Annotated in this window: 13 protein-coding genes and 3 pseudogenes; 7 read left to right on the plus strand and 9 right to left on the minus strand. The window is 68.9% G+C overall.

What is annotated here, in order from left to right:
- The 3 genes and pseudogenes from AB0I23_RS36585 to AB0I23_RS36595 form a co-directional block, all read right to left on the minus strand.
- Nucleotides 1-91 (minus strand): annotated as a pseudogene (locus AB0I23_RS36585) (hypothetical protein); the annotation flags it as partial.
- Nucleotides 92-148: 57 nt separating this feature from the next.
- Nucleotides 149-1,057 (minus strand): tRNA (adenine-N1)-methyltransferase, encoded by a 909-nt coding sequence (locus AB0I23_RS36590; protein ID WP_037700492.1) that lies wholly within the window; start codon nt 1,055-1,057, stop codon nt 149-151.
- Nucleotides 1,058-1,130: 73 nt separating this feature from the next.
- The gene (locus AB0I23_RS36595) at nt 1,131-2,378 is read right to left on the minus strand and encodes a site-2 protease family protein (RefSeq protein WP_359116525.1); all 1,248 of its coding nucleotides are present in this window, start codon (nt 2,376-2,378) and stop codon (nt 1,131-1,133) included.
- 204 nt (nt 2,379-2,582) lie between these two features.
- Here AB0I23_RS36595 and AB0I23_RS36600 point away from each other — a divergent pair, with 204 nt between their 5' ends.
- A complete protein-coding gene (locus tag AB0I23_RS36600; RefSeq protein ID WP_359116468.1) occupies nt 2,583-3,428 on the plus strand; it encodes a RecB family exonuclease in 846 nt (281 codons plus the stop codon).
- A gap of 9 nt (nt 3,429-3,437) precedes the next feature.
- Nucleotides 3,438-4,109: a response regulator transcription factor gene (locus AB0I23_RS36605; protein WP_359116527.1), complete on the plus strand. Its 672-nt coding sequence runs from the start codon at nt 3,438-3,440 to the stop codon at nt 4,107-4,109.
- A 99-nt stretch (nt 4,110-4,208) separates the two neighbouring features.
- On the opposite strand, the pseudogene AB0I23_RS36610 reads toward AB0I23_RS36605, so the two are convergent.
- From AB0I23_RS36610 to metH, 3 genes and pseudogenes are all read right to left on the minus strand, one after another.
- Nucleotides 4,209-5,114 (minus strand): annotated as a pseudogene (locus AB0I23_RS36610) (ABC transporter substrate-binding protein); the annotation flags it as partial.
- A gap of 359 nt (nt 5,115-5,473) precedes the next feature.
- Nucleotides 5,474-6,175 (minus strand): HAD family hydrolase, encoded by a 702-nt coding sequence (locus AB0I23_RS36615; RefSeq protein ID WP_359116471.1) that lies wholly within the window; start codon nt 6,173-6,175, stop codon nt 5,474-5,476.
- A 120-nt stretch (nt 6,176-6,295) separates the two neighbouring features.
- On the minus strand, nt 6,296-9,808 hold the full coding sequence (metH, locus tag AB0I23_RS36620) for a methionine synthase (protein ID WP_359116474.1): 3,513 nt from the start codon (nt 9,806-9,808) through the stop codon (nt 6,296-6,298).
- A 239-nt stretch (nt 9,809-10,047) separates the two neighbouring features.
- Between metH and AB0I23_RS36625 the strand changes: the two genes are divergently transcribed.
- From AB0I23_RS36625 to AB0I23_RS36645, 5 genes and pseudogenes are all read left to right on the plus strand, one after another.
- Nucleotides 10,048-10,812: an IclR family transcriptional regulator gene (locus tag AB0I23_RS36625; protein ID WP_359116477.1), complete on the plus strand. Its 765-nt coding sequence runs from the start codon at nt 10,048-10,050 to the stop codon at nt 10,810-10,812.
- A 230-nt stretch (nt 10,813-11,042) separates the two neighbouring features.
- Nucleotides 11,043-11,834: an MIP/aquaporin family protein gene (locus AB0I23_RS36630; RefSeq protein WP_359116480.1), complete on the plus strand. Its 792-nt coding sequence runs from the start codon at nt 11,043-11,045 to the stop codon at nt 11,832-11,834.
- A gap of 55 nt (nt 11,835-11,889) precedes the next feature.
- A complete protein-coding gene (glpK, locus tag AB0I23_RS36635; protein WP_359116482.1) occupies nt 11,890-13,425 on the plus strand; it encodes a glycerol kinase GlpK in 1,536 nt (511 codons plus the stop codon).
- Nucleotides 13,426-13,430: 5 nt separating this feature from the next.
- Nucleotides 13,431-14,147: pseudogene (locus AB0I23_RS36640) on the plus strand (FAD-dependent oxidoreductase); the annotation flags it as partial.
- A gap of 110 nt (nt 14,148-14,257) precedes the next feature.
- A complete protein-coding gene (locus AB0I23_RS36645; RefSeq protein WP_037700470.1) occupies nt 14,258-14,929 on the plus strand; it encodes a FadR/GntR family transcriptional regulator in 672 nt (223 codons plus the stop codon).
- Between the two features lie 57 nt (nt 14,930-14,986).
- On the opposite strand, the gene AB0I23_RS36650 is transcribed toward AB0I23_RS36645, so the two are convergent.
- From AB0I23_RS36650 to AB0I23_RS36660, 3 genes are all read right to left on the minus strand, one after another.
- Nucleotides 14,987-16,039: an ABC transporter permease gene (locus AB0I23_RS36650; RefSeq protein WP_359116485.1), complete on the minus strand. Its 1,053-nt coding sequence runs from the start codon at nt 16,037-16,039 to the stop codon at nt 14,987-14,989.
- Nucleotides 16,036-17,556, minus strand: coding sequence for a sugar ABC transporter ATP-binding protein (locus tag AB0I23_RS36655; protein ID WP_359116488.1), 1,521 nt, complete (start codon nt 17,554-17,556; stop codon nt 16,036-16,038). The genes AB0I23_RS36650 and AB0I23_RS36655 overlap by 4 nt, the downstream gene beginning before the upstream one ends.
- Before the next feature lie 133 nt (nt 17,557-17,689).
- Nucleotides 17,690-18,730: a sugar ABC transporter substrate-binding protein gene (locus AB0I23_RS36660; RefSeq protein ID WP_359116490.1), complete on the minus strand. Its 1,041-nt coding sequence runs from the start codon at nt 18,728-18,730 to the stop codon at nt 17,690-17,692.
- Nucleotides 18,731-18,793 lie beyond the last annotated feature (63 nt).

Raw genomic sequence — 18,793 nt, forward strand, 5'->3', positions numbered from 1 at the left:
CGACGGCCACGATGCACGGGACGCCGCGGCCCTCCTCGTACTGACGGCGGACGAGGTGGCCCGGCCCCTTCGGGGCGACCATGCAGACGTCGCCGAGTTCCCGGGTCGGTCCGGGAACTCGGCGGCGGCGCCGGTGCGTTGTGCGGGGTCAGCCGCGGGAGGAGGAGCCGCTCTGGCTGCCGGGACCGTCGTAGTCCTCGCCGTACGCGCCCTTGGCGGGCCGGCGGCGGCGCAGCGGGGCCTCCACACCGTCGGCCAGGCGGCGCGCGGTGACGAGGAAGCCGGTGTGGCCGATCATACGGTGGTCCGGGCGGACCGCGAGACCCTCGACGTGCCAGTTGCGGATCATCGATTCCCAGGGCTGCGGTTCGGCGAAGCAGCCTATCTCGCGGATGGACTCGACGGTCCGGGCGAGCTGGGTGGTGGTCGCGACGTAGGCGCAGAGGATGCCGCCGGGGACGAGCGCCTTGGAGACGGCCTCCAGGCATTCCCAGGGGGCGAGCATGTCAAGGATGACCCGGTCGACATCGGTGTCGGAGAGGTTGTCCTGGAGATCGCCGACGGTGAGCTGCCACGCGGGGTGCGGCTCACCGAAGTAGCGCTCGACGTTCTGCTGGGCGATCTCCGCGAAGTCCTCGCGGCGCTCGTACGAGTGCAGCATGCCCTGGTCGCCGATGGCGCGGAGCAGGAAGGTGGAGAGCGAGCCGGAGCCGACGCCGGCTTCCACGACGCGGGCGCCGGGGAAGATGTCGGCGAACGCCAGGATCTGCCCCGCGTCCTTGGGGTAGACCACGGCGGCGCCGCGGGGCATGGACAGGACGTAGTCGGGGAGCAGGGGGCGCAGCGCGAGGTAGGCGACGTTTCCCGTGGTTCGGACCACACTGCCCTCGGGAGCACCGATCAGCTCGTCGTGCGGGAAAGAACCCTTGTGGGTGTGGAAGTTCTTTCCGGCTTCGAGCGTGAAGGTGTAGTGGCGTCCCTTGGGGTCGGTGAGCTGGACCTGGTCCCCGACCTTGAAGGGCCCGCGTCGGCGGGCGGCACCGGTCGGTTCAGACATGTGACCAGCGTACCGGTGTTTCCCGGCGCTCCGACCGCGCGCCGGAAGCCCGCCCTGCTCGGCCGGAGCGCCCTCAGGCGGCGGGGCGGGCCATGGCGGCGACGAAGGCGCGTTCGACGTCGGCAGTGGAGAGGACTCCGTAGATCTCGCCGGTCTCTTCGAGAACGAGGTATTCGGTGGCCGGGCTGGCCTTCAGGGTGTCGAGGAGTTCTTCGCCGGTCAGTTCGGCGGAGATCTTCATGCCGTCGGTGAGGTCCTGGGCGAGGGCGCTGACCGCGACCCAGGGGCGACGGTGCTCGGGGACGGAGACGATGGCGGCCTCGCGGACGACGGCCTTGGGGTCGCCGTGTCCGTCGACGACGACGAGGGCGCGGGCGCCTGCCTCGTTGGCACGGCGGAGCGCTTCGGAGAGGGGAGTGGCGGCTTCCACGGGGACGGCGCGGCGGGTGAGGGTGCGGGCACGCAGGTCGGGTAGGTGTTCGCGCAGACGGGCCATGCGGAGGCTGTTGCCCGCGCCGGTCCAGATGATGGCGGCGAGGATCGCGGCGAGCAGGGCGTCGGTGACGGTGTCCATGCCGCTGACATCGTGGGGGTTGTTCCCGAGTCCACCGGTTTGGGTGAGGAGCGGGAGGCCGATGAGGACGGCGACGGCGAGGGCACGCCCGACCCAGGCGGCGGCGACGGTGCCGCTCATGGCGCGGCCGGTGATCTTCCAGACGACGGCGCGGAGCATGCGGCCGCCGTCGAGCGGGAGGCCGGGCAGCAGGTTGAAAGCGGCGACGATGAGGTTGGAGATCATCAGTCCGGCGAGCAGGACACCGGGGACGGTGCCGGGTTCGACGAACTTCATGGCGACATAGAAGACGCCGGCGAGTACCAGGGAGAGCAGAGGGCCGACAAAGGCGAGAACGAATTCGCGGCCGGGAGTCTCGGACTCCTTCTCGATCTCGGAGACGCCGCCGAAGAACTGCAGCTGGATGCGGCGCACGGGGAGCTTGTAGCGGAGCGCGGCGATGGTGTGCGCGAGTTCGTGGACGAGCACGGAGGCGTAGAAGGCGATCGCGAAGAAGAGGGAGACCAGATAGCGGACCGCGCCGAGTTCCGGCAGGACGCGGTCGAGCTGGCCGCCGAAGACCCAGGTGATGAGCGCCGCGACGAGGAACCAGCTGGGCGCGACGTATACCGGCACGCCGAAGGGGCGGCCCATCAGGATGCCGCCGCCCGGCTCCCGGGGGCGCTGCGGTTTGCCTTTCTCGGGCGCGGCGGGGTCCGTTCCGCCGGCGCCGGGCTGCGGCTGCCCGCTGTCGCCGCTCTCGTCCACGGGGTCCCTTCGGTCGGTGCTGTTCGGCACGATCATGCAGTGTGGGAGGGTCTGTCGTCGATGGTATGCCGCCCATGGCCTCCCTCCCTGCCGCGGGGGAGGCCTCGAGTGTCAGTGGCGGGTCGTAGGGTCTTCGTCATGACTTCCGTGCCCCGGCCACCACAACCACCTTCGTCCCTGTCACCGTCGCGGGCGAGCGATTTCATGCAGTGTCCTCTGCTGTACCGGTTCCGGGTGATCGACAGGCTGCCGGAGAAGCCCAGTGAGGCGGCTACCCGGGGCACGCTGGTGCATGCGGTGCTGGAGCGGCTCTTCGACGCACCGGCGGTGGAGCGCACGGCGGGCCGGGCGACGGCGATGATTCCCGGCCAGTGGGACCGGCTGCTGGAGTCGAAGCCGGAGTTGTCGGAGCTGTTCGCGCAGGATGCGGAGGGCGACCGGCTGGCGCGCTGGCTGTCGGAGGCGGAGCGGCTGGTGGAGCGGTGGTTCTCGCTGGAGGATCCGACGCGCCTGGAGCCGGCCGAGCGGGAGATGTTCGTCGAGACGGAGCTGGAGTCGGGGCTGCGGCTGCGCGGGGTGATCGACCGCATCGATGTGGCGCCGACGGGTGAGGTCCGGATCGTCGACTACAAGACGGGGAAGGCACCGCGGCCGGAGTACGCGGAGGGCGCCCTGTTCCAGATGAAGTTCTATGCCCTGGTGATCTGGCGGCTGAAGGGTGTGGTGCCGCGGCGGCTGCAGCTGGTCTATCTGGGCAGCGGCGACGTCGTGACGTACGACCCGGTCGTGGCGGATCTGGAGCGGGTGGAGCGGAAGCTGCTGGCGCTGTGGGACGCGATCCGGCTGGCCACGGAGACGGGCGCGTGGCGGCCGCGGCCGACGAAGCTGTGCGGCTGGTGCGACCACCAGGCGGTCTGTCCGGAATTCGGCGGGACTCCCCCGGTCTATCCGTTGTCGGTCCGCCCGGCCGATCCGGGGCAGGGTGTGCAGGGCAGAATGGACCCGGTCCAGGCCGAGGCCGCCCGGCCGGTGGCCGTTGAAGGAGCTTGAGGAGATCTGGTGGCAATCCGCGTCCTACTGGTCGACGACCAGCCGCTGCTGCGCACCGGCTTCCGGATGATTCTTGAGGCGGAGGGGGATCTGGCGGTGGTGGGCGAGGCCGGTGACGGTCTCCAGGCTCTCGATCAGGTGCGGGCGCTGCAGCCCGATGTGGTGCTGATGGACATCCGTATGCCGCGGATGGACGGGGTCGAGGCGACGCGTCAGATCACGGGTCCGGGCCGGGACGGTCCGGCGAAGGTGCTGGTGCTGACCACGTTCGATCTCGACGAGTATGTGGTGGAGGCGTTGCGTGCCGGTGCCAGCGGCTTCCTGCTGAAGGACGCTCCGGCCAATGAACTGGTCCAGGCGATCCGGGTGGTCGCGGCGGGCGAGGCGATGCTGGCCCCGAGCATCACGCGCAGGCTGCTGGACAAGTACGCGGATCATCTGCCGTCGGGCGAGGATCCCGTGCCGAACACCCTCCACACGCTGACGGAGCGCGAGGTGGAGGTGTTGAAGCTGGTGGCGCGCGGTCTGTCGAATGCGGAGATCGCCGCCGATCTGTTCGTCAGCGAGACGACCGTCAAGACGCATGTGGGCCATGTGCTGACGAAGCTGGGGCTGCGCGACCGGGTGCAGGCGGCGGTGTACGCGTACGAGAGCGGACTGGTGCGCCCCGGCGCCCAGTGATCCGGCACGGTTCGGCCGGGACCGGGCGCCGGAGCGGCGCCGTGGTTCAGTCGGCGCTGCGGCCGAGCTCCCAGAACTGGAGGTCGGCGGAGGAGTTGACCGACCCACCGCGGGGTCGGTGGTGTCGAAGCCGAGGTAGCTGATGGCGAGGCCGGGCATCTCGGTGAGCTCGATGCCGGCCTTCGGTTTCTCCAGCATCTGCTTGGCCTGGCCGGGCGACATGGTGCGGGTCATCATGTCGATCTTCTTGTCGTCAAGTGCCTTCCCCATCGCCGTGGCGTCGGGGAAGAGGTCGAGTTCGACCTTGTCGTTGAGGACCTTCAGATCGCCCTTGTACTTCGGGTTCCTGGTGAAGACGACCTTGTCGACCTGGTTGTTCCTGACTTCCGGCTTCATCGTGTACGGGCCGGAGCCGTCGACGTGGAAGCCTTCGCGCGGAGACTTCGCCGGGTACGCGTTCTTCGGCACGATGCCGGCGGCCGGGGTGGCGAGCTTGTAGGGGAAGGTCGCGTCCGGCGTCTTCAGCTGGAAGACGACTTCGTTGTCGTCACGGGTCTCGATCGTGTCGATGTTGGCGAGCAGGCCGACGGGGCCGTTGTCGGAGTCGATGTCGATGACCCGGTTGATGGAGTACTTGACGTCCTCGGCGGTGACGGGCTCGCCGCTCGCGAAGGTGAGCCCGCTGCGCAGCTTGCAGCGGTAGCTCTCGTTCTGCCGGCCGGTGAACGCGCAGCTCTCGGCAGCCTCGGGGACGGGCTCGCCGCCGCCGCGCGGGATGTGGGTCAGCGTCTGCACGGTCTGCCGCAGGACGTTCCAGACGCCTGCTTCGTAGCCTATGGCGGGGTCGAGCGGCGCGGGGTTGTCCTCGGTGGCGACGAACTGGTCCGTGGTGCCGACAACGATGGCGGCGTTGCCATCGCTCCCGCCGCCCGACGCGCCGCAGGCGGCGAGTACGGGGGCGAGCAGGCCGACGACGGCCGGCAGCACCGGAGTCTTGCGGTTCATCCTGGACGTTCTCCCTCATCCGGCCATTGAGAAAACGACATCGGTGGGCGCCGCCGCCAATTCCTCACCGGCGACGTCCGATGTGCAATCGAATGGTGAAGGGAATAGCCGAAGAGTCGATTTCCCGGGCGAGGAAGGTTCCGTACAGGACTCCACGAATCAGGACACTTGGGCGGATCAAAACGGACAGCTAGGGCGATCTTGAGAGAGACCGTGAGCCTTCGAAGTGACGAAGCTCACTCCTGAACCATTCTCCGCCGCGACATCTCCCATCTTTTCCCTACGCATGCGTGACGAAATGCGCACACGGCCACGCCGAGAGCCTTTCCATTCATTCACAGATACTCTCGGTACGGGCATCAATGCGTTCCCGTGACCAGGCCGCGGAGAAATGCGAGATCGACTTCTTCGAGGGAGTCCACCACGACCCGGCCCGATGCGGGTGCGATCGGTGCGACGGACGGTACGGCGACGACCCAGCAGCCGGCGGCCTCTGCCGCGGCGACACCGGTCGCGGTGTCCTCGATGACCGCACAGCGCCCGGGGGCCGCCCCGAAGCCGGAGGCTGCCGTGAGGTAGGGCTCCGGATGCGGCTTCGTCCGGGAGACCTCGTCACCCGCGACGGTCAGCGAGAAGTGGTGGTGGCCGACCGAGTCCAGCACCCGGTCGATGATGCGCCGGTGCGAGGCGGAGACCAGCGCGGTAGGGACCTCGTGCGCCACCAGTTCGGCGAGGAGCCGTGCGGCGCCCGGCATCAGCGGCACACCGCGGTCGATGCGCTCCTCGAAACGGTCGTTGAGCAGCACGGTGAGTTCCGGAAGGGTGATGTCCGCACCGGTGGCTTCGATGAGATACCCGGCGCTGCGGGTCATCGGTCCGCCGACGACCACGTCCTTCCACGCCTTGTCCAGCCGGTGCCCGAGGTCGGCGAAGACCGCCACCTCGGCCTCCCACCAGAAACCCTCGGTATCGACCAGGGTGCCGTCCATGTCGAGGAAGACGGCCTGCAGGGCGGCGCCTTCCGCCGTACGGATCAAGGACGCGGGGACCGTACTGGTCATGCGGCACACCTTCCATGAGGGACGAGAAGGCCGACCGCCATTTCCAGGGGAAAGGGCGGCCGGCCTGCACTGGACCGACCAGTGTACGACTCGTTCCGCTACCGCGCGTCGGACGTCTTCCTACCGCGCGTTGAAGTACTTCGCCTCCGGGTGGTGGATGACGATCGCGTCCGTGGACTGCTCAGGATGGAGCTGGAACTCCTCGGAGAGGTGGACACCGATCCGCTCGGGCTGCAGCAGGTCGGCGATCTTCGCGCGGTCCTCCAGGTCGGGGCAGGCCCCGTAACCGAGGGAGAAGCGTGCGCCGCGGTACTTCAGCGCGAACATGTCCTCGACTGCGGCCGGGTCCTCGCCGCCGAAGCCGAGCTCGGAACGGACCCGGGCATGCCAGTACTCGGCGAGGGCCTCGGCGAGCTGGACGGAGAGACCGTGAAGCTCCAGGTAGTCGCGGTAGGAATTGGCCTCGAAGAGCTTGGCGGTCTCGCCGCCGATCTTCGAACCGACGGTGACGACCTGGAGGCCGATCACGTCCGTCTCACCGGACTCCTCCGGGCGGAAGAAGTCCGCGAGGCAGAGGCGGCGGCCGCGGCGCTGGCGCGGGAAGGTGAAGCGGGTGCGCTCGGAACCGTCCTCGTGCAGCAGGATCAGGTCGTCGCCCTTGGAGACGCACGGGAAGTAGCCGTAGACCACGGCGGCTTCCAGCAGGTTCTCCGTGTGCAGCTTGTCGAGCCAGCCGCGCAGGTGCGGGCGGCCCTCGGTCTCCACGAGCTCCTCGTACGTCGGTCCGTCACCGGCGCGGGCCTGCTTGAGGCCCCACTGGCCCTTGAAGAGCGCACCCTCGTCGAGCCAGGAGGCGTACTCCTTGAGCTGGATGCCCTTGACGACGCGGGTGCCCCAGAACGGGGGCTCGGGGACCGGGTTGTCGACGGCGACGTCGGAGCGGACGCCCTCCTCCGGCTCCTCGACCTCCAGCACGGCCGTCTCCCGCTTGGGGACGCGGCGCTGCTTCAGCTCGGGGAGAGCAGCGCCGGGAACACCGCGCTTGACCGCGACCAGGGCGTCCATCAGGCGCAGGCCCTCGAACGCGTCGCGGGCGTAGCGGACCTCGCCCTCGTAGATCTCGTGGAGGTCCTGCTCGACATAGGCCCTGGTGAGAGCCGCGCCGCCGAGGATCACCGGATACTCGGCGGCCAGCTTGCGCTGGTTCAGCTCCTCCAGGTTCTCCTTCATGATCACGGTGGACTTCACCAGGAGACCGGACATGCCGATGACATCGGCGCGGTGCTCCTCCGCGGCTTCCAGGATCGCGGAGACCGGCTGCTTGATGCCGATGTTGACGACGTTGAAGCCATTGTTGGACAGGATGATGTCGACGAGGTTCTTGCCGATGTCGTGGACGTCGCCGCGGACGGTGGCCAGAACGATTGTGCCCTTGCCCTCCGCGTCGGACTTCTCCATGTGCGGTTCCAGGTGGGCCACGGCAGACTTCATGACCTCGGCGGACTGGAGCACGAACGGCAGCTGCATCTGACCGGAGCCGAACAGCTCGCCGACGACCTTCATGCCTTCGAGCAGCGTGTCGTTGACGATGTCGAGAGCCGGACGGGTCTGCAGTGCCTCGTCGAGGTCGGTCTCCAGGCCGTTCTTCTCACCGTCGATGATGCGGCGCTGGAGGCGCTCGTCGAGCGGCAGCGCGAGGAGCTCCTCGGCCTTGCCGGCCTTCATCGACTTCATGTTGACGCCCTCGAAGAGCTCCATGAGCCGCTGCAGCGGGTCGTAGCCTTCGGCGCGACGGTCGTAGATGAGGTCGAGTGCGACCTTGACCTGCTCCTCCTCCAGTCGCGCGATCGGCAGGATCTTGGAGGCGTGCACGATGGCGGAGTCGAGACCGGCCTTGACGCACTCGTCGAGGAAGACGGAGTTCAGGACGACCCGGGCGGCCGGGTTGAGACCGAAGGAGATGTTCGACAGGCCGAGCGTGGTCTGGACCTCGGGATGGCGCCGCTTCAGTTCGCGGATGGCGCCGATGGTGGCGACGCCGTCCTTGCGGGACTCCTCCTGCCCGGTGCAGATGGTGAAGGTCAGCGCGTCGATGAGGATGTCCGACTCATGGATGCCCCAGGTGCCGGTCAGGTCCTCGATCAGCCGCTCGGCGACGGCGACCTTGTGCTCGACGGTGCGAGCCTGGCCCTCCTCGTCGATGGTGAGAGCGATCAGCGCGGCGCCGTGTTCGGCGGCCAGTTGCGTGACCTTGGCGAAGCGCGACTCGGGTCCGTCGCCGTCCTCGTAGTTGACGGAGTTGAGAACCGCCCGGCCGCCGAGCTTCTCCAGGCCGGCCCGCAGGACCGGAAGTTCGGTGGAGTCGAGCACGATCGGGAGCGTGGAGGCGGTGGCGAAGCGTCCGGCCAGCTCCTCCATGTCCGCGACACCGTCGCGGCCGACGTAGTCGACGCAGAGGTCGAGCATGTGCGCGCCCTCCCGGATCTGGTCGCGCGCCATCTCCACGCAGTCGTCCCAGCGGGCCTCCAGCATGGCCTCGCGGAACTTCTTGGATCCGTTGGCGTTCGTACGCTCACCGATGGCGAGGTACGAGGTGTCCTGGCGGAACGGGACGGTCTGGTACAGCGAGGCGGCACCGGGCTCGGGGCGCGGGTCGCGGGGGACGAGGGCGGCGCCGCGGACGCGCTCGACGACCTGGCGCAGGTGCTCCGGAGTCGTACCGCAGCAGCCGCCGACCAGCGAGAGGCCGTACTCCTGGACGAACGTCTCCTGCGCGTCGGCCAGTCCTTCGGGGCCGAGCGGGAAGTGCGCGCCGTCCTTGGTCAGCACCGGCAGTCCGGCGTTGGGCATGCAGAGCAACGGGATACGGGAATGGCGCGTGAGGTAGCGCAGGTGCTCGCTCATCTCCGCCGGTCCGGTCGAGCAGTTCAGGCCGATCATGTCGACACCGAGCGGTTCGAGCGCGGTCAGTGCGGCACCGATCTCCGAGCCGAGCAGCATGGTGCCGGTCGTCTCGAACGCCAGCGAGCACAGCAGCGGGAGGTCACTGCCCAGCGCCTCCAGCGCCCGCCGCGCGCCCAGTACCGCGGCCTTGGTCTGGAGGAGGTCCTGTGTCGTCTCGATGATGAGCGCGTCCGCGCCGCCGGAGATCAGTCCTTCCGCGTTCTGCTGGAAACCGTCGCGGAGCGCGGTGTACGGCGCGTGGCCGAGCGTCGGCAGCTTGGTGCCGGGGCCGATGGAGCCGAGCACCCAGCGCTGCTGCCCGGTGGAGGCGGTGAACTCGTCGGCCACCTCGCGGGCGATGCGCGCGCCGGACTCGGACAGTTCGTGGATGCGCTCGGGAATGTCGTACTCGCCCAGGGCGGAGGCGTTCGCACCGAAGGTGTTCGTCTCGACGCAGTCCACCCCGACCGCGAAGTACTCCTCGTGTACGGAGCGCACGATGTCCGGGCGGGTGACGTTGAGGATCTCGTTGCAGCCTTCGAGGTTCTGGAAGTCCTCAAGGGTGGGGTCCTGTGCCTGGAGCATGGTGCCCATGGCACCGTCGGCCACCACCACGCGGGTGGCGAGTGCCTCGCGGAGGGCTTCGGCTCGGTTCCGGCTGTCGGCGGAAGGGGTCGGCGACGGGGCCATGGATGTACTCCCAGGGATGCGACGGCTGTCGGCTTTGCGGCTTCGGTGGAGGCCGCACCCCGTCAGGGTAGCCGGATGCCGCCTTCGACCATCACTGTGTCCCACGGAACGGACGGCATGCAGTGCGGGGGAACGTCCGGGGCGGTACGGCGGAGCAGACTCGCCACACGATCGAGCATTGGACGGCATCGACCGATAGTGTTCTGCATTGTCGAACCATAGTGGAGGAGTACGGCGCCATGGCCAAGAACATCCAGTCGCTCGAACGGGCGGCGGCGATGCTGCGTCTGCTGGCGGGCGGCGAACGGCGGCTGGGGCTGTCCGACATCGCTTCCTCCTTGAGCCTGGCCAAGGGCACCGCGCACGGCATTCTGCGCACGCTGCAGCACGAGGGCTTCGTCGAGCAGGACGCCGCTTCCGGGCACTATCAGCTGGGTGCCGAGCTGCTGCGCCTGGGGAACAGCTATCTGGACGTCCACGAGCTGCGGGCGCGCGCCCTGGTCTGGACGGACGACCTGGCCCGCTCCAGCGGCGAGAGTGCCCACCTGGGCGTCCTGCACCAGCAGGGCGTCCTGATCGTGCACCACGCCTTCCGGCCCGACGACAGCCGGCAGGTCCTGGAGGTCGGGGCCATGCAGCCGCTGCACTCCACCGCGCTGGGCAAGGTGCTCGCGGCGTACGACCCGGTGGCGCACACCGAGGCGGTCGAGGCCGACCGGCAGCCCTTCACCCCGCGCACCATCACCGACCTGGAGGAGTTCGAGACGGTGCTCTCGCTGACCCGGGCGCGCGGCTGGGCGGACGACGTGGAGGAGACGTGGGAGGGGGTGGCCGCGGTGGCCGCGCCGATCCACGACCGCCGCCGGATGCCGGTCGGCGCGGTTGCCGTGACCGGAGCGGTGGAACGCGTCTGCTCCGGGGGCGAGCTCCGTCCCGAGCTGGTCGCGGCCGTACGGGACTGCGCCCGGGCGGTCTCCCGGGATCTCGGCGCACGGCGATTCTGACCGTTCCGGCGGATCATCGGTAACGATCGGGTCAAAGGCCCAGGAACTCTTGACGCTTCATTCATCAGGGAGAACCACTGCCGTTCATCGGTCGGCATTGTCGAACACATAACGACAATGCACGCTAGGGTGTGGCAGTGCCGAGGCCGGTCAGGCCCTCACCTGACGGTACGGACCACCGGAGAGACCCGGGCTTCGGCTTCCCTGGACGAAGGACAAAGGAGTCGCGGGTGTCCAGCTCCGACATCTTCATCGGCGAGACCATCGGTACCGCCGTACTCATCCTGCTCGGCGGCGGTGTCTGTGCCGCCGTCACGCTCAAGCACTCCAAGGCACACGACGCCGGCTGGCTCGCCATCACCTTCGGGTGGGGCTTCGCGGTACTGACCGCCGCGTATCTGGCCGGCGGTGTGTCGGGGGCGCACCTCAACCCCGCGGTCACCATCGGCCTTGCGATCAAGGGCGCCACCCCGTGGAGCGACGTACCGCTGTACCTCGGCTCCCAGCTGCTCGGCGCGATGATCGGCGCGGTGCTGGTCTGGCTGACGTACTACGGACAGTTCCGGGCCCATCTGACCGATCCGGCGACGCTGTACAGCCAGCCGAGTGAAGAGGGCATGGTCGACCAGGCCGCCGCCCCGAAGGCCGGCCCGGTGCTGGGCATCTTCTCGACGGGCCCGGAGATCCGGAACGCCGTCCAGAACGTGATGACCGAAGTCATCGCCACCGTCGTGCTGGTCCTGGCGATCCTCACCCAGGGTCTGAACAACAACGGTGACGGTCTCGGCACGCTCGGCGCGCTGATCACCGCCCTGGTCGTCGTCGCCATCGGTCTCTCGCTCGGCGGCCCGACCGGTTACGCGATCAACCCGGTTCGCGACCTCGGGCCGCGTATCGTGCACGCGCTGCTGCCGCTGCCGAACAGGGGCGGTTCCGACTGGGGCTACGCGTGGATCCCGGTCGTCGGCCCCCTCATCGGCGGTGCGATCGCGGGCGGGCTCTACAACGTCGCCTTCGCGTGAGCCGTAGAGCTCAGAGCCGTCACCCCCAGATCTCACAGACCTCCAGGAGCACACCGTGACCGACGCACACACCACCGGCCCGTTCATCGCGGCCATCGACCAGGGCACCACCTCCAGCCGCTGCATCGTCTTCGACAAGGACGGCCGGATCGTCGCCGTCGACCAGAAGGAGCACGAGCAGATCTTCCCGAAGCCCGGCCGGGTCGAGCACAACGCGACCGAGATCTGGGAGAACGTCCAGGAGGTCGTCACCGGCGCCATCGTCAAGGCGGGCATCACCGCAGCCGACGTCAAGGCGATCGGCATCACCAACCAGCGCGAGACCACTGTGCTCTGGGACAAGAACACCGGTGAGCCCGTCCACAACGCGATCGTCTGGCAGGACACCCGCACCGACGCACTCTGCAAGGAGCTCGGCCGCAATGTCGGCCAGGACCGGTTCCGCCGCGAGACCGGGCTCCCGCTCGCCTCCTACTTCTCCGGCCCCAAGGTCCGCTGGCTGCTCGACAACGTCGAGGGACTGCGCGAGCGCGCCGAGCGCGGCGACATCCTCTTCGGCACCATGGACTCCTGGGTCATCTGGAACCTGACCGGCGGCGCCGACGGCGGCGTGCACGTCACCGACGTCACCAACGCCTCGCGCACCCTCCTGATGAACCTGCACGAGATGAAGTGGGACCAGCGGATCCTCCATTCGATGGAGATCCCCGCCGCCGTACTGCCGGAGATCCGGTCCTCCGCCGAGGTGTACGGCATCGCCAAGGACGGCGTCCTGGCCGGCGTCCCGGTCGCGTCCGCGCTCGGCGACCAGCAGGCGGCCCTCTTCGGCCAGACCTGCTTCGCCGAGGGCGAGGCCAAGTCCACGTACGGCACCGGCACCTTCATGCTGATGAACACCGGCGAGACGCCCGTCAACTCCTACAACGGACTGCTGACGACCGTCGGCTACCGGATCGGCGACCAGAAGCCGGTCTACGCCCTCGAAGGCTCCATCGCCGTCACCGGTTCGCTCGTGCAGTGGATGCGCGACCAGATGGGTCTGATCAAGTCCGCCGCCGAGATCGAGACCCTGGCCTCGTCGGTCGAGGACAACGGCGGCGCGTACTTCGTCCCCGCCTTCTCCGGTCTCTTCGCCCCGTACTGGCGCTCCGACGCCCGCGGTGTCATCGCCGGACTCACCAGGTACGTCACCAAGGCGCACATCGCCCGTGCCGTCCTCGAGGCCACCGCCTGGCAGACCCGCGAGATCACCGACGCCATGACCAAGGACTCCGGCGTCGAGCTGACCGCCCTCAAGGTCGACGGCGGCATGACCTCCAACAACTTGCTGATGCAGACGCTCGCCGACTTCCTGGACGCACCCGTGGTGCGGCCCATGGTCGCCGAGACGACCTGCCTCGGCGCCGCCTACGCCGCCGGTCTCGCCGTCGGCTTCTGGCCGGACACCGACGCGCTGCGCGCCAACTGGCGCCGGGCCGCCGAGTGGACCCCCCGCATGGACGCGGCCACCCGCGAACGTGAGTACAAGTGCTGGCTCAAGGCCGTGGAGCGTTCCATGGGCTGGCTCGACGACAACACTGCCGAGGAGTAATCGCCATGACCACCCTGCAGAGCGTCCCGGCACTCGGGACGCACCCGGCCTCCGGCTCCCTTCCGAGCCGCGCCGAGACTCGGGAGCAGCTCTGCAAGGCGACGTACGACCTCCTGGTGATCGGTGGCGGCATCCTGGGCAGCTCCACCGCCTGGCACGCCGCACAGTCCGGGCTGCGGGTGGCCCTGGTGGACGCCGGCGACTTTGCCGGCGCCACCTCCTCCGCCTCCTCCAAGCCGCTCCACGGCGGTCTGCGCTACCTGCAGACCGGCGCGGTGAAGCTGGTCGCGGAGAACCACTTCGAGCGCCGTGCGGTGTCCCGCCAGGTGGCTCCGCACCTGGCCAATCCGCTCACCTTCTACCTGCCGGTCCACAAGGGCGGCCCGCACGGCGCGGCCAGGCTCGGCGCGGGTGTGTTCGCGTACTCGGCGCTGTCCGCGTTCGGTGACGGCGTCGGCCATGTGATCAGCCCGGCGAAGGCACAGCGCGATGTGCCGGAACTGCGCACGGACAATCTCAAGGCCGTCGCGGTCTACGGCGACGACCAGATGAACGACGCCCGGATGGCGCTGATGACGGTCCGTGCCGCGCTCGACGCGGGTGCGGTCGTCCTCAACCACGCCGCGGTCACCGGGCTGCGGTTCACCAAGGGGCGGGTGACGGGCGCCGATCTCGAGGACCGTACGGACGGCACGGAGTTCGGCGTCACCGCCCGGCTGATCGCCTCCTGCGACAGACGGGGGTCTTCCGGCTGATCCGACCCCCATAATGAGGAGATACATCGGATGTCTTGTGCCGGGGTCTGAACCCGTCCGAATCCAGGAGGACCGTCATGGCTGTCACCGACGAGGCGATCGAGAAGATCAAGGGAATGATCGTCTCGGGTGCGCTGCGGCCAGGCGACCGGCTGCCCAAGGAGAGCGAACTCGCGGCGGAGCTCGGGCTCTCCCGCAACTCGCTGCGGGAGGCCGTCCGCGCCCTGTCGCTGATCCGCATCCTCGACGTCCGGCAGGGCGACGGCACGTACGTCACCAGCCTCGACCCGCAGCTGCTGCTGGAGGCGCTGAGCTTCGTCGTGGACTTCCACCGCGACGACACGGTGCTGGAGTTCCTGGCGGTCCGCCGGATCCTGGAGCCCGCCGCGACGGCGATGGCGGCGACGCGGATCAGCGAGGCTCAGCTGGACGTGCTGAGTTCCCAGCTGGACGCGCTGGGCGCGCAGCCGTCGGTGGAGGAGTTGGTCGCCTGCGACCTGGAGTTCCACCGCGGCATCGTGCAGTCGTCCGGGAATTCGGTGCTCTGCTCGCTGCTCGACGGTCTCTCCGGGCCGACGACGCGGGCCCGGGTCTGGCGCGGACTGACGCAGGAGGACGCGGTCAGCCGGACGCTGCACGAGCACCGGGCGATCGTGTCGGCGCTGCGGGACCGGGACGCGGAGGCTGCGCGGGCCTGGGCGACGGTGCATGTGGCGAGCGTGGAGCAGTGGCTGAGGTCCACGCTGTGACATGCGTACGGGCCGGTGCGCGGAGAGCTCCGCGCACCGGCCCGTACGGACCCCGGTTCAGTCCTGCTTCTCGCCGCTCGCGAAGCGCGAGATGACCAGGGCGACGATGATGATCGCGCCGTTGAGGAACTGGTTCCACAGCGCCGGGACGCCGCCGAGGGTCATCACATTGACCACCAGCTGCAGCGTCAGTACGCCGGTCAGCGCACCGAACAGCGTGCCACGACCGCCCTTGAGGCTGATGCCGCCGATGACCGCCGCGGCGAACACCTGGAAGATCCAGCCGTTGCCCTGCGTCGCGGCGACCGCCCCGTAGTGGCCGGTGTAGAGGATGCCCGCGAAGGCCGCCAGCAGACCGCCGACGGCAAGCACGATCCAGGTGACCCGGTCGACCCGGATGCCCGCGGCCCGTGCCGCTTCCGGGTTGCCCCCGATCGCGTAGAGCGAACGCCCGTGGCGCAGCCAGGCCAGCGCCGCGCCGCCGATCGCGAAGAGCACCAGGCAGATCCAGACCGCGGCCGGTGCGCCGAGCCACTCGCTCTTGCCGAGGTAGCGGAACGACTCCGGGACGTCGGTGATGGACTTGCCCTCGGTGATGCCGATGTGGAGTCCGCGCAGCATGGTGAGCATGCCGAGCGTGGCGATGAAGCCGTTGACCCGGAGCTTCAGCATCAGGAAGCCGTTGATCGCGCCGATCGCGAGCCCCACCAGCAGGCAGAGCGGGATCGCCGACCAGGTGGGCAGCAGGCCGAGGCCGGCGAAGCGGCCGCCCTCGGTGGGCAGCACCAGCCACATGGCGACGACGGGCGCGATGCCGATCGTCGACTCCAGCGACAGGTCCATCCGTCCGCAGATGAGGATCAGGGCCTGGCCGAGGACCAGCAGGCTGAGTTCGGAGGACTGCTGGACGACGCTGATCAGGTTGTCGGAGGTGAGGAAGACCGGCGAGACGATGAAGCCGATCACCATCAGCACCAGGATCACCGGCACCAAGGAGAAGTCGCTCCACCGGATCAGCCTGAGCCGGCTCAGCGGGCTGTCGTCGCCGAGCCCGCCCCCCGGTCCCCCGTTGATGTCGTCGGCCGTCGACGGCCGTATCGTGCCGGTCATTGCCTTTCCCCCACACCTTCCATGGCGGCGACGAGTTCCCCGTCGGTCCACCCGCTTCCGAACGTCCCGACCACTCGTCCGTGGAACAGGGCGAGCACCCGGTCGCAGACCCGCAGATCGTCCAGCTCGTCCGAGACGACGACTGCGGCATTGCCCTCGTCGGCGACCCGTCGGACGACTCCGAGCAGCGAGTCCTTGGACTTGACGTCCACACCCGCGGTGGGCCGGACCGCGACCAGCACGCTCGGCTTGCGGGCCAGTGCGCGGGCGACCACCACCTTCTGCTGATTGCCGCCCGACAGCCCGGCGACGGGCTGTTCGGGTCCCTGTGTCTTGATGTCCAGCGACTCGATCATCGACCGTGCGAACTCCCTGGTGCGGGAGGGCAGTACGGTCCCCCACCGGCCGAGCTGGTCGGTGACCGTGAGGGTGGCGTTCTCGGCGACGCTGCGTCCCAGGACGAGGCCCTGGTCGTGCCGGTCCTCGGGGATGTACCCGATTCCGGCGTCCAGCGCGTGCGGCACGCTGCCGGACGGCACCGTCCTCCCGTGCACGGAGACCGTGCCGCCGCTGACCTTCCGCATCCCGGCGAGTGCCTCACCGAGTGCGGTGTTGCCGCTGGCCGCGGATCCGGCGAGGCCGAGCACCTCGCCGGGGCGGACCTGGAGGTCCAGCGGCTCGAACTGGCCCTCCAGGGAGAGCCCTTCGGTGCGCAGGACGGGCTCCACCGACGCGTCCCGTACCGCTGTCCGGTCACCGCCCGCGTGCCAGGCGGCGGGTCCGCTGCCCTTCTCGCCCGTCATCGCCGTGACCAGTTCGGTCTTGGTGAGGCCGGCGACCGGAGCGGTCAGGACGTGGCGTGCGTCGCGGTAGACGGTGACGGCGGTGCACAGGTCGTACACCTCCTGCAGATGATGGGAGATGAACAGGAACGCCACTCCCTGGCTCTGCAGTTCCCTGAGCTTGTCGAAGAGCCGCCCGATGCCGCGGGCGTCGAGCTGGGCGGTCGGTTCGTCCAGGATGATCAGCCGGGCGCCGAAGGACAGCGCCCGCGCGATCTCGACGAACTGCCGCTGTTCCACGGCCAGATCCCTGGCCCGGGTGTTGGGGTCGACCTGGACCCCGTACTCGGCGAGGAGCTGCTCCGCACGCCTGCGGAGCCTCCCCCAGCTGATCCACCGCGACTCGTCGTCCAGCCGGCCGAGGAAGAGGTTCTCGGCGACGGTCAGATCCGGGACGACCATGGACTTCTGGTAGACGCAGGCGACCTTCGACTGCCAGGCCGTGGTGTCCCCGAAGGCGGGCGCGGGTTCCCCGCCGAACCGGACCGTGCCCGCGTCCGCCTTGTGCAGTCCCGTCAGGACGCTGACCAGCGTGGACTTGCCCGCGCCGTTACGGCCGACGAGGGCATGGGACTCCCCGGGCTGCACGGTGAGCTGCACACCGTCGAGCGCGACGGTGGGCCCGAAGCGTTTGACGACGCCTTCCGCCTGTACGGCAGGTGGTGCCTTTTCCATCAGACCCCTTCTCAGCGAAGCGCTGTAGTGATGTCGATGCCCTGCCCTCGGGCAGCGGTCAGGGCTTGGCCGCGTCTCGGCTCTTGGGTGCCGGGAGGGAAGCCCTCTCGGCACCGAGAGGGAGGAGTCACGGCTAGCTCTTCTTCTCTAGCTGATTGGCCCACAGTTTCGGGTCGTCCACGTTGTCCTTGGTCACCAGGGGCGCGGGAAGCTGATCCTCGAAACCACTGGGAATCCTGATGATGTTCGAGCCGTGGTCGGTCGGGCCTTCCTTGAAGGTCTTACCGCCCAGGGCCGCCTTGGCGTAGTACAGCGCGTACTTCGCGTACAGGTCTGCGGGCTGCGAGATCGTCGCGTCGATCTTGCCCGCCCTGATGGCGTCGAACTCCTCCGGGATGCCGTCGTTGGAGATGATCGTGATGTGGCCCGCCGTACCGGCCGGCTTCAGCAGCTTCTTCTGCTCCAGCAGTGCGAGGGTCGGCTGCAGGAAGACACCGCCGGCCTGCATGTAGATACCGTTGATGTCGGGGTGCGCGGCGAGCGTGGACTGGAGCTTGGCGGACGCGACGTCGCCCTTCCAGTCGGTGGCCAGCTCGAAGACCTTGATGCCCGGGTAGTCCTTGTCCATGCAGGCCTTGAACGCCTCGGACCGGTCGCGGCCGTTGATCGAGGACAGGTCGCCCTGGAACTCGACGACCTTGCCCTTGCCCTTCAGCTGCTCGCCGAGGTACGTGCAGGCGTTGGTTCCGTACGCCTTGTTGTCGGCGCGGACGACCATGTAGACGTTGCCCTTGTCAGGACGGGTGTCGACGCTGATGACCGGGATCTTCTTGTCGTTCAGCGTGTTCAGCGACTCGGCGATGGCGCCGGTGTCCTGCGGGGCCATCACGACGGCCTTGGCGCCCTGGTCGGTGAACGTCTGGACATTGGCGACGAGCTTGCCGATGTCGTTCTGCGAGTTGGTCAGCGGCAGTGCCTTGACCTCACCCGCCTTGACGCCCTTCTCGATGTAGTTCTGGTACGAGTTCCAGAAGTCGCTGTCGCTGCGCGGCAGGTCGATACCGACCTTCCCGGCGCCCGCGCCGTCATCGGTGGACTCGCGGTTGCAGCCCGCGAGGGCAGTGACGGCCAGCAGCACGGCGCAGGCCGCCGCACTCGTCGTACGCACTCTCATTGGGGTCCCGTCCTTCGTGGAGTACTGGCTCGGTGCTCGGTTGGATGGTGCGGCTCGGCTTCG

It is taken from the genome of Streptomyces atratus (assembly GCF_040655115.1).
GTDB classification, from domain to species: Bacteria; Actinomycetota; Actinomycetes; order Streptomycetales; family Streptomycetaceae; genus Streptomyces; species Streptomyces atratus_D.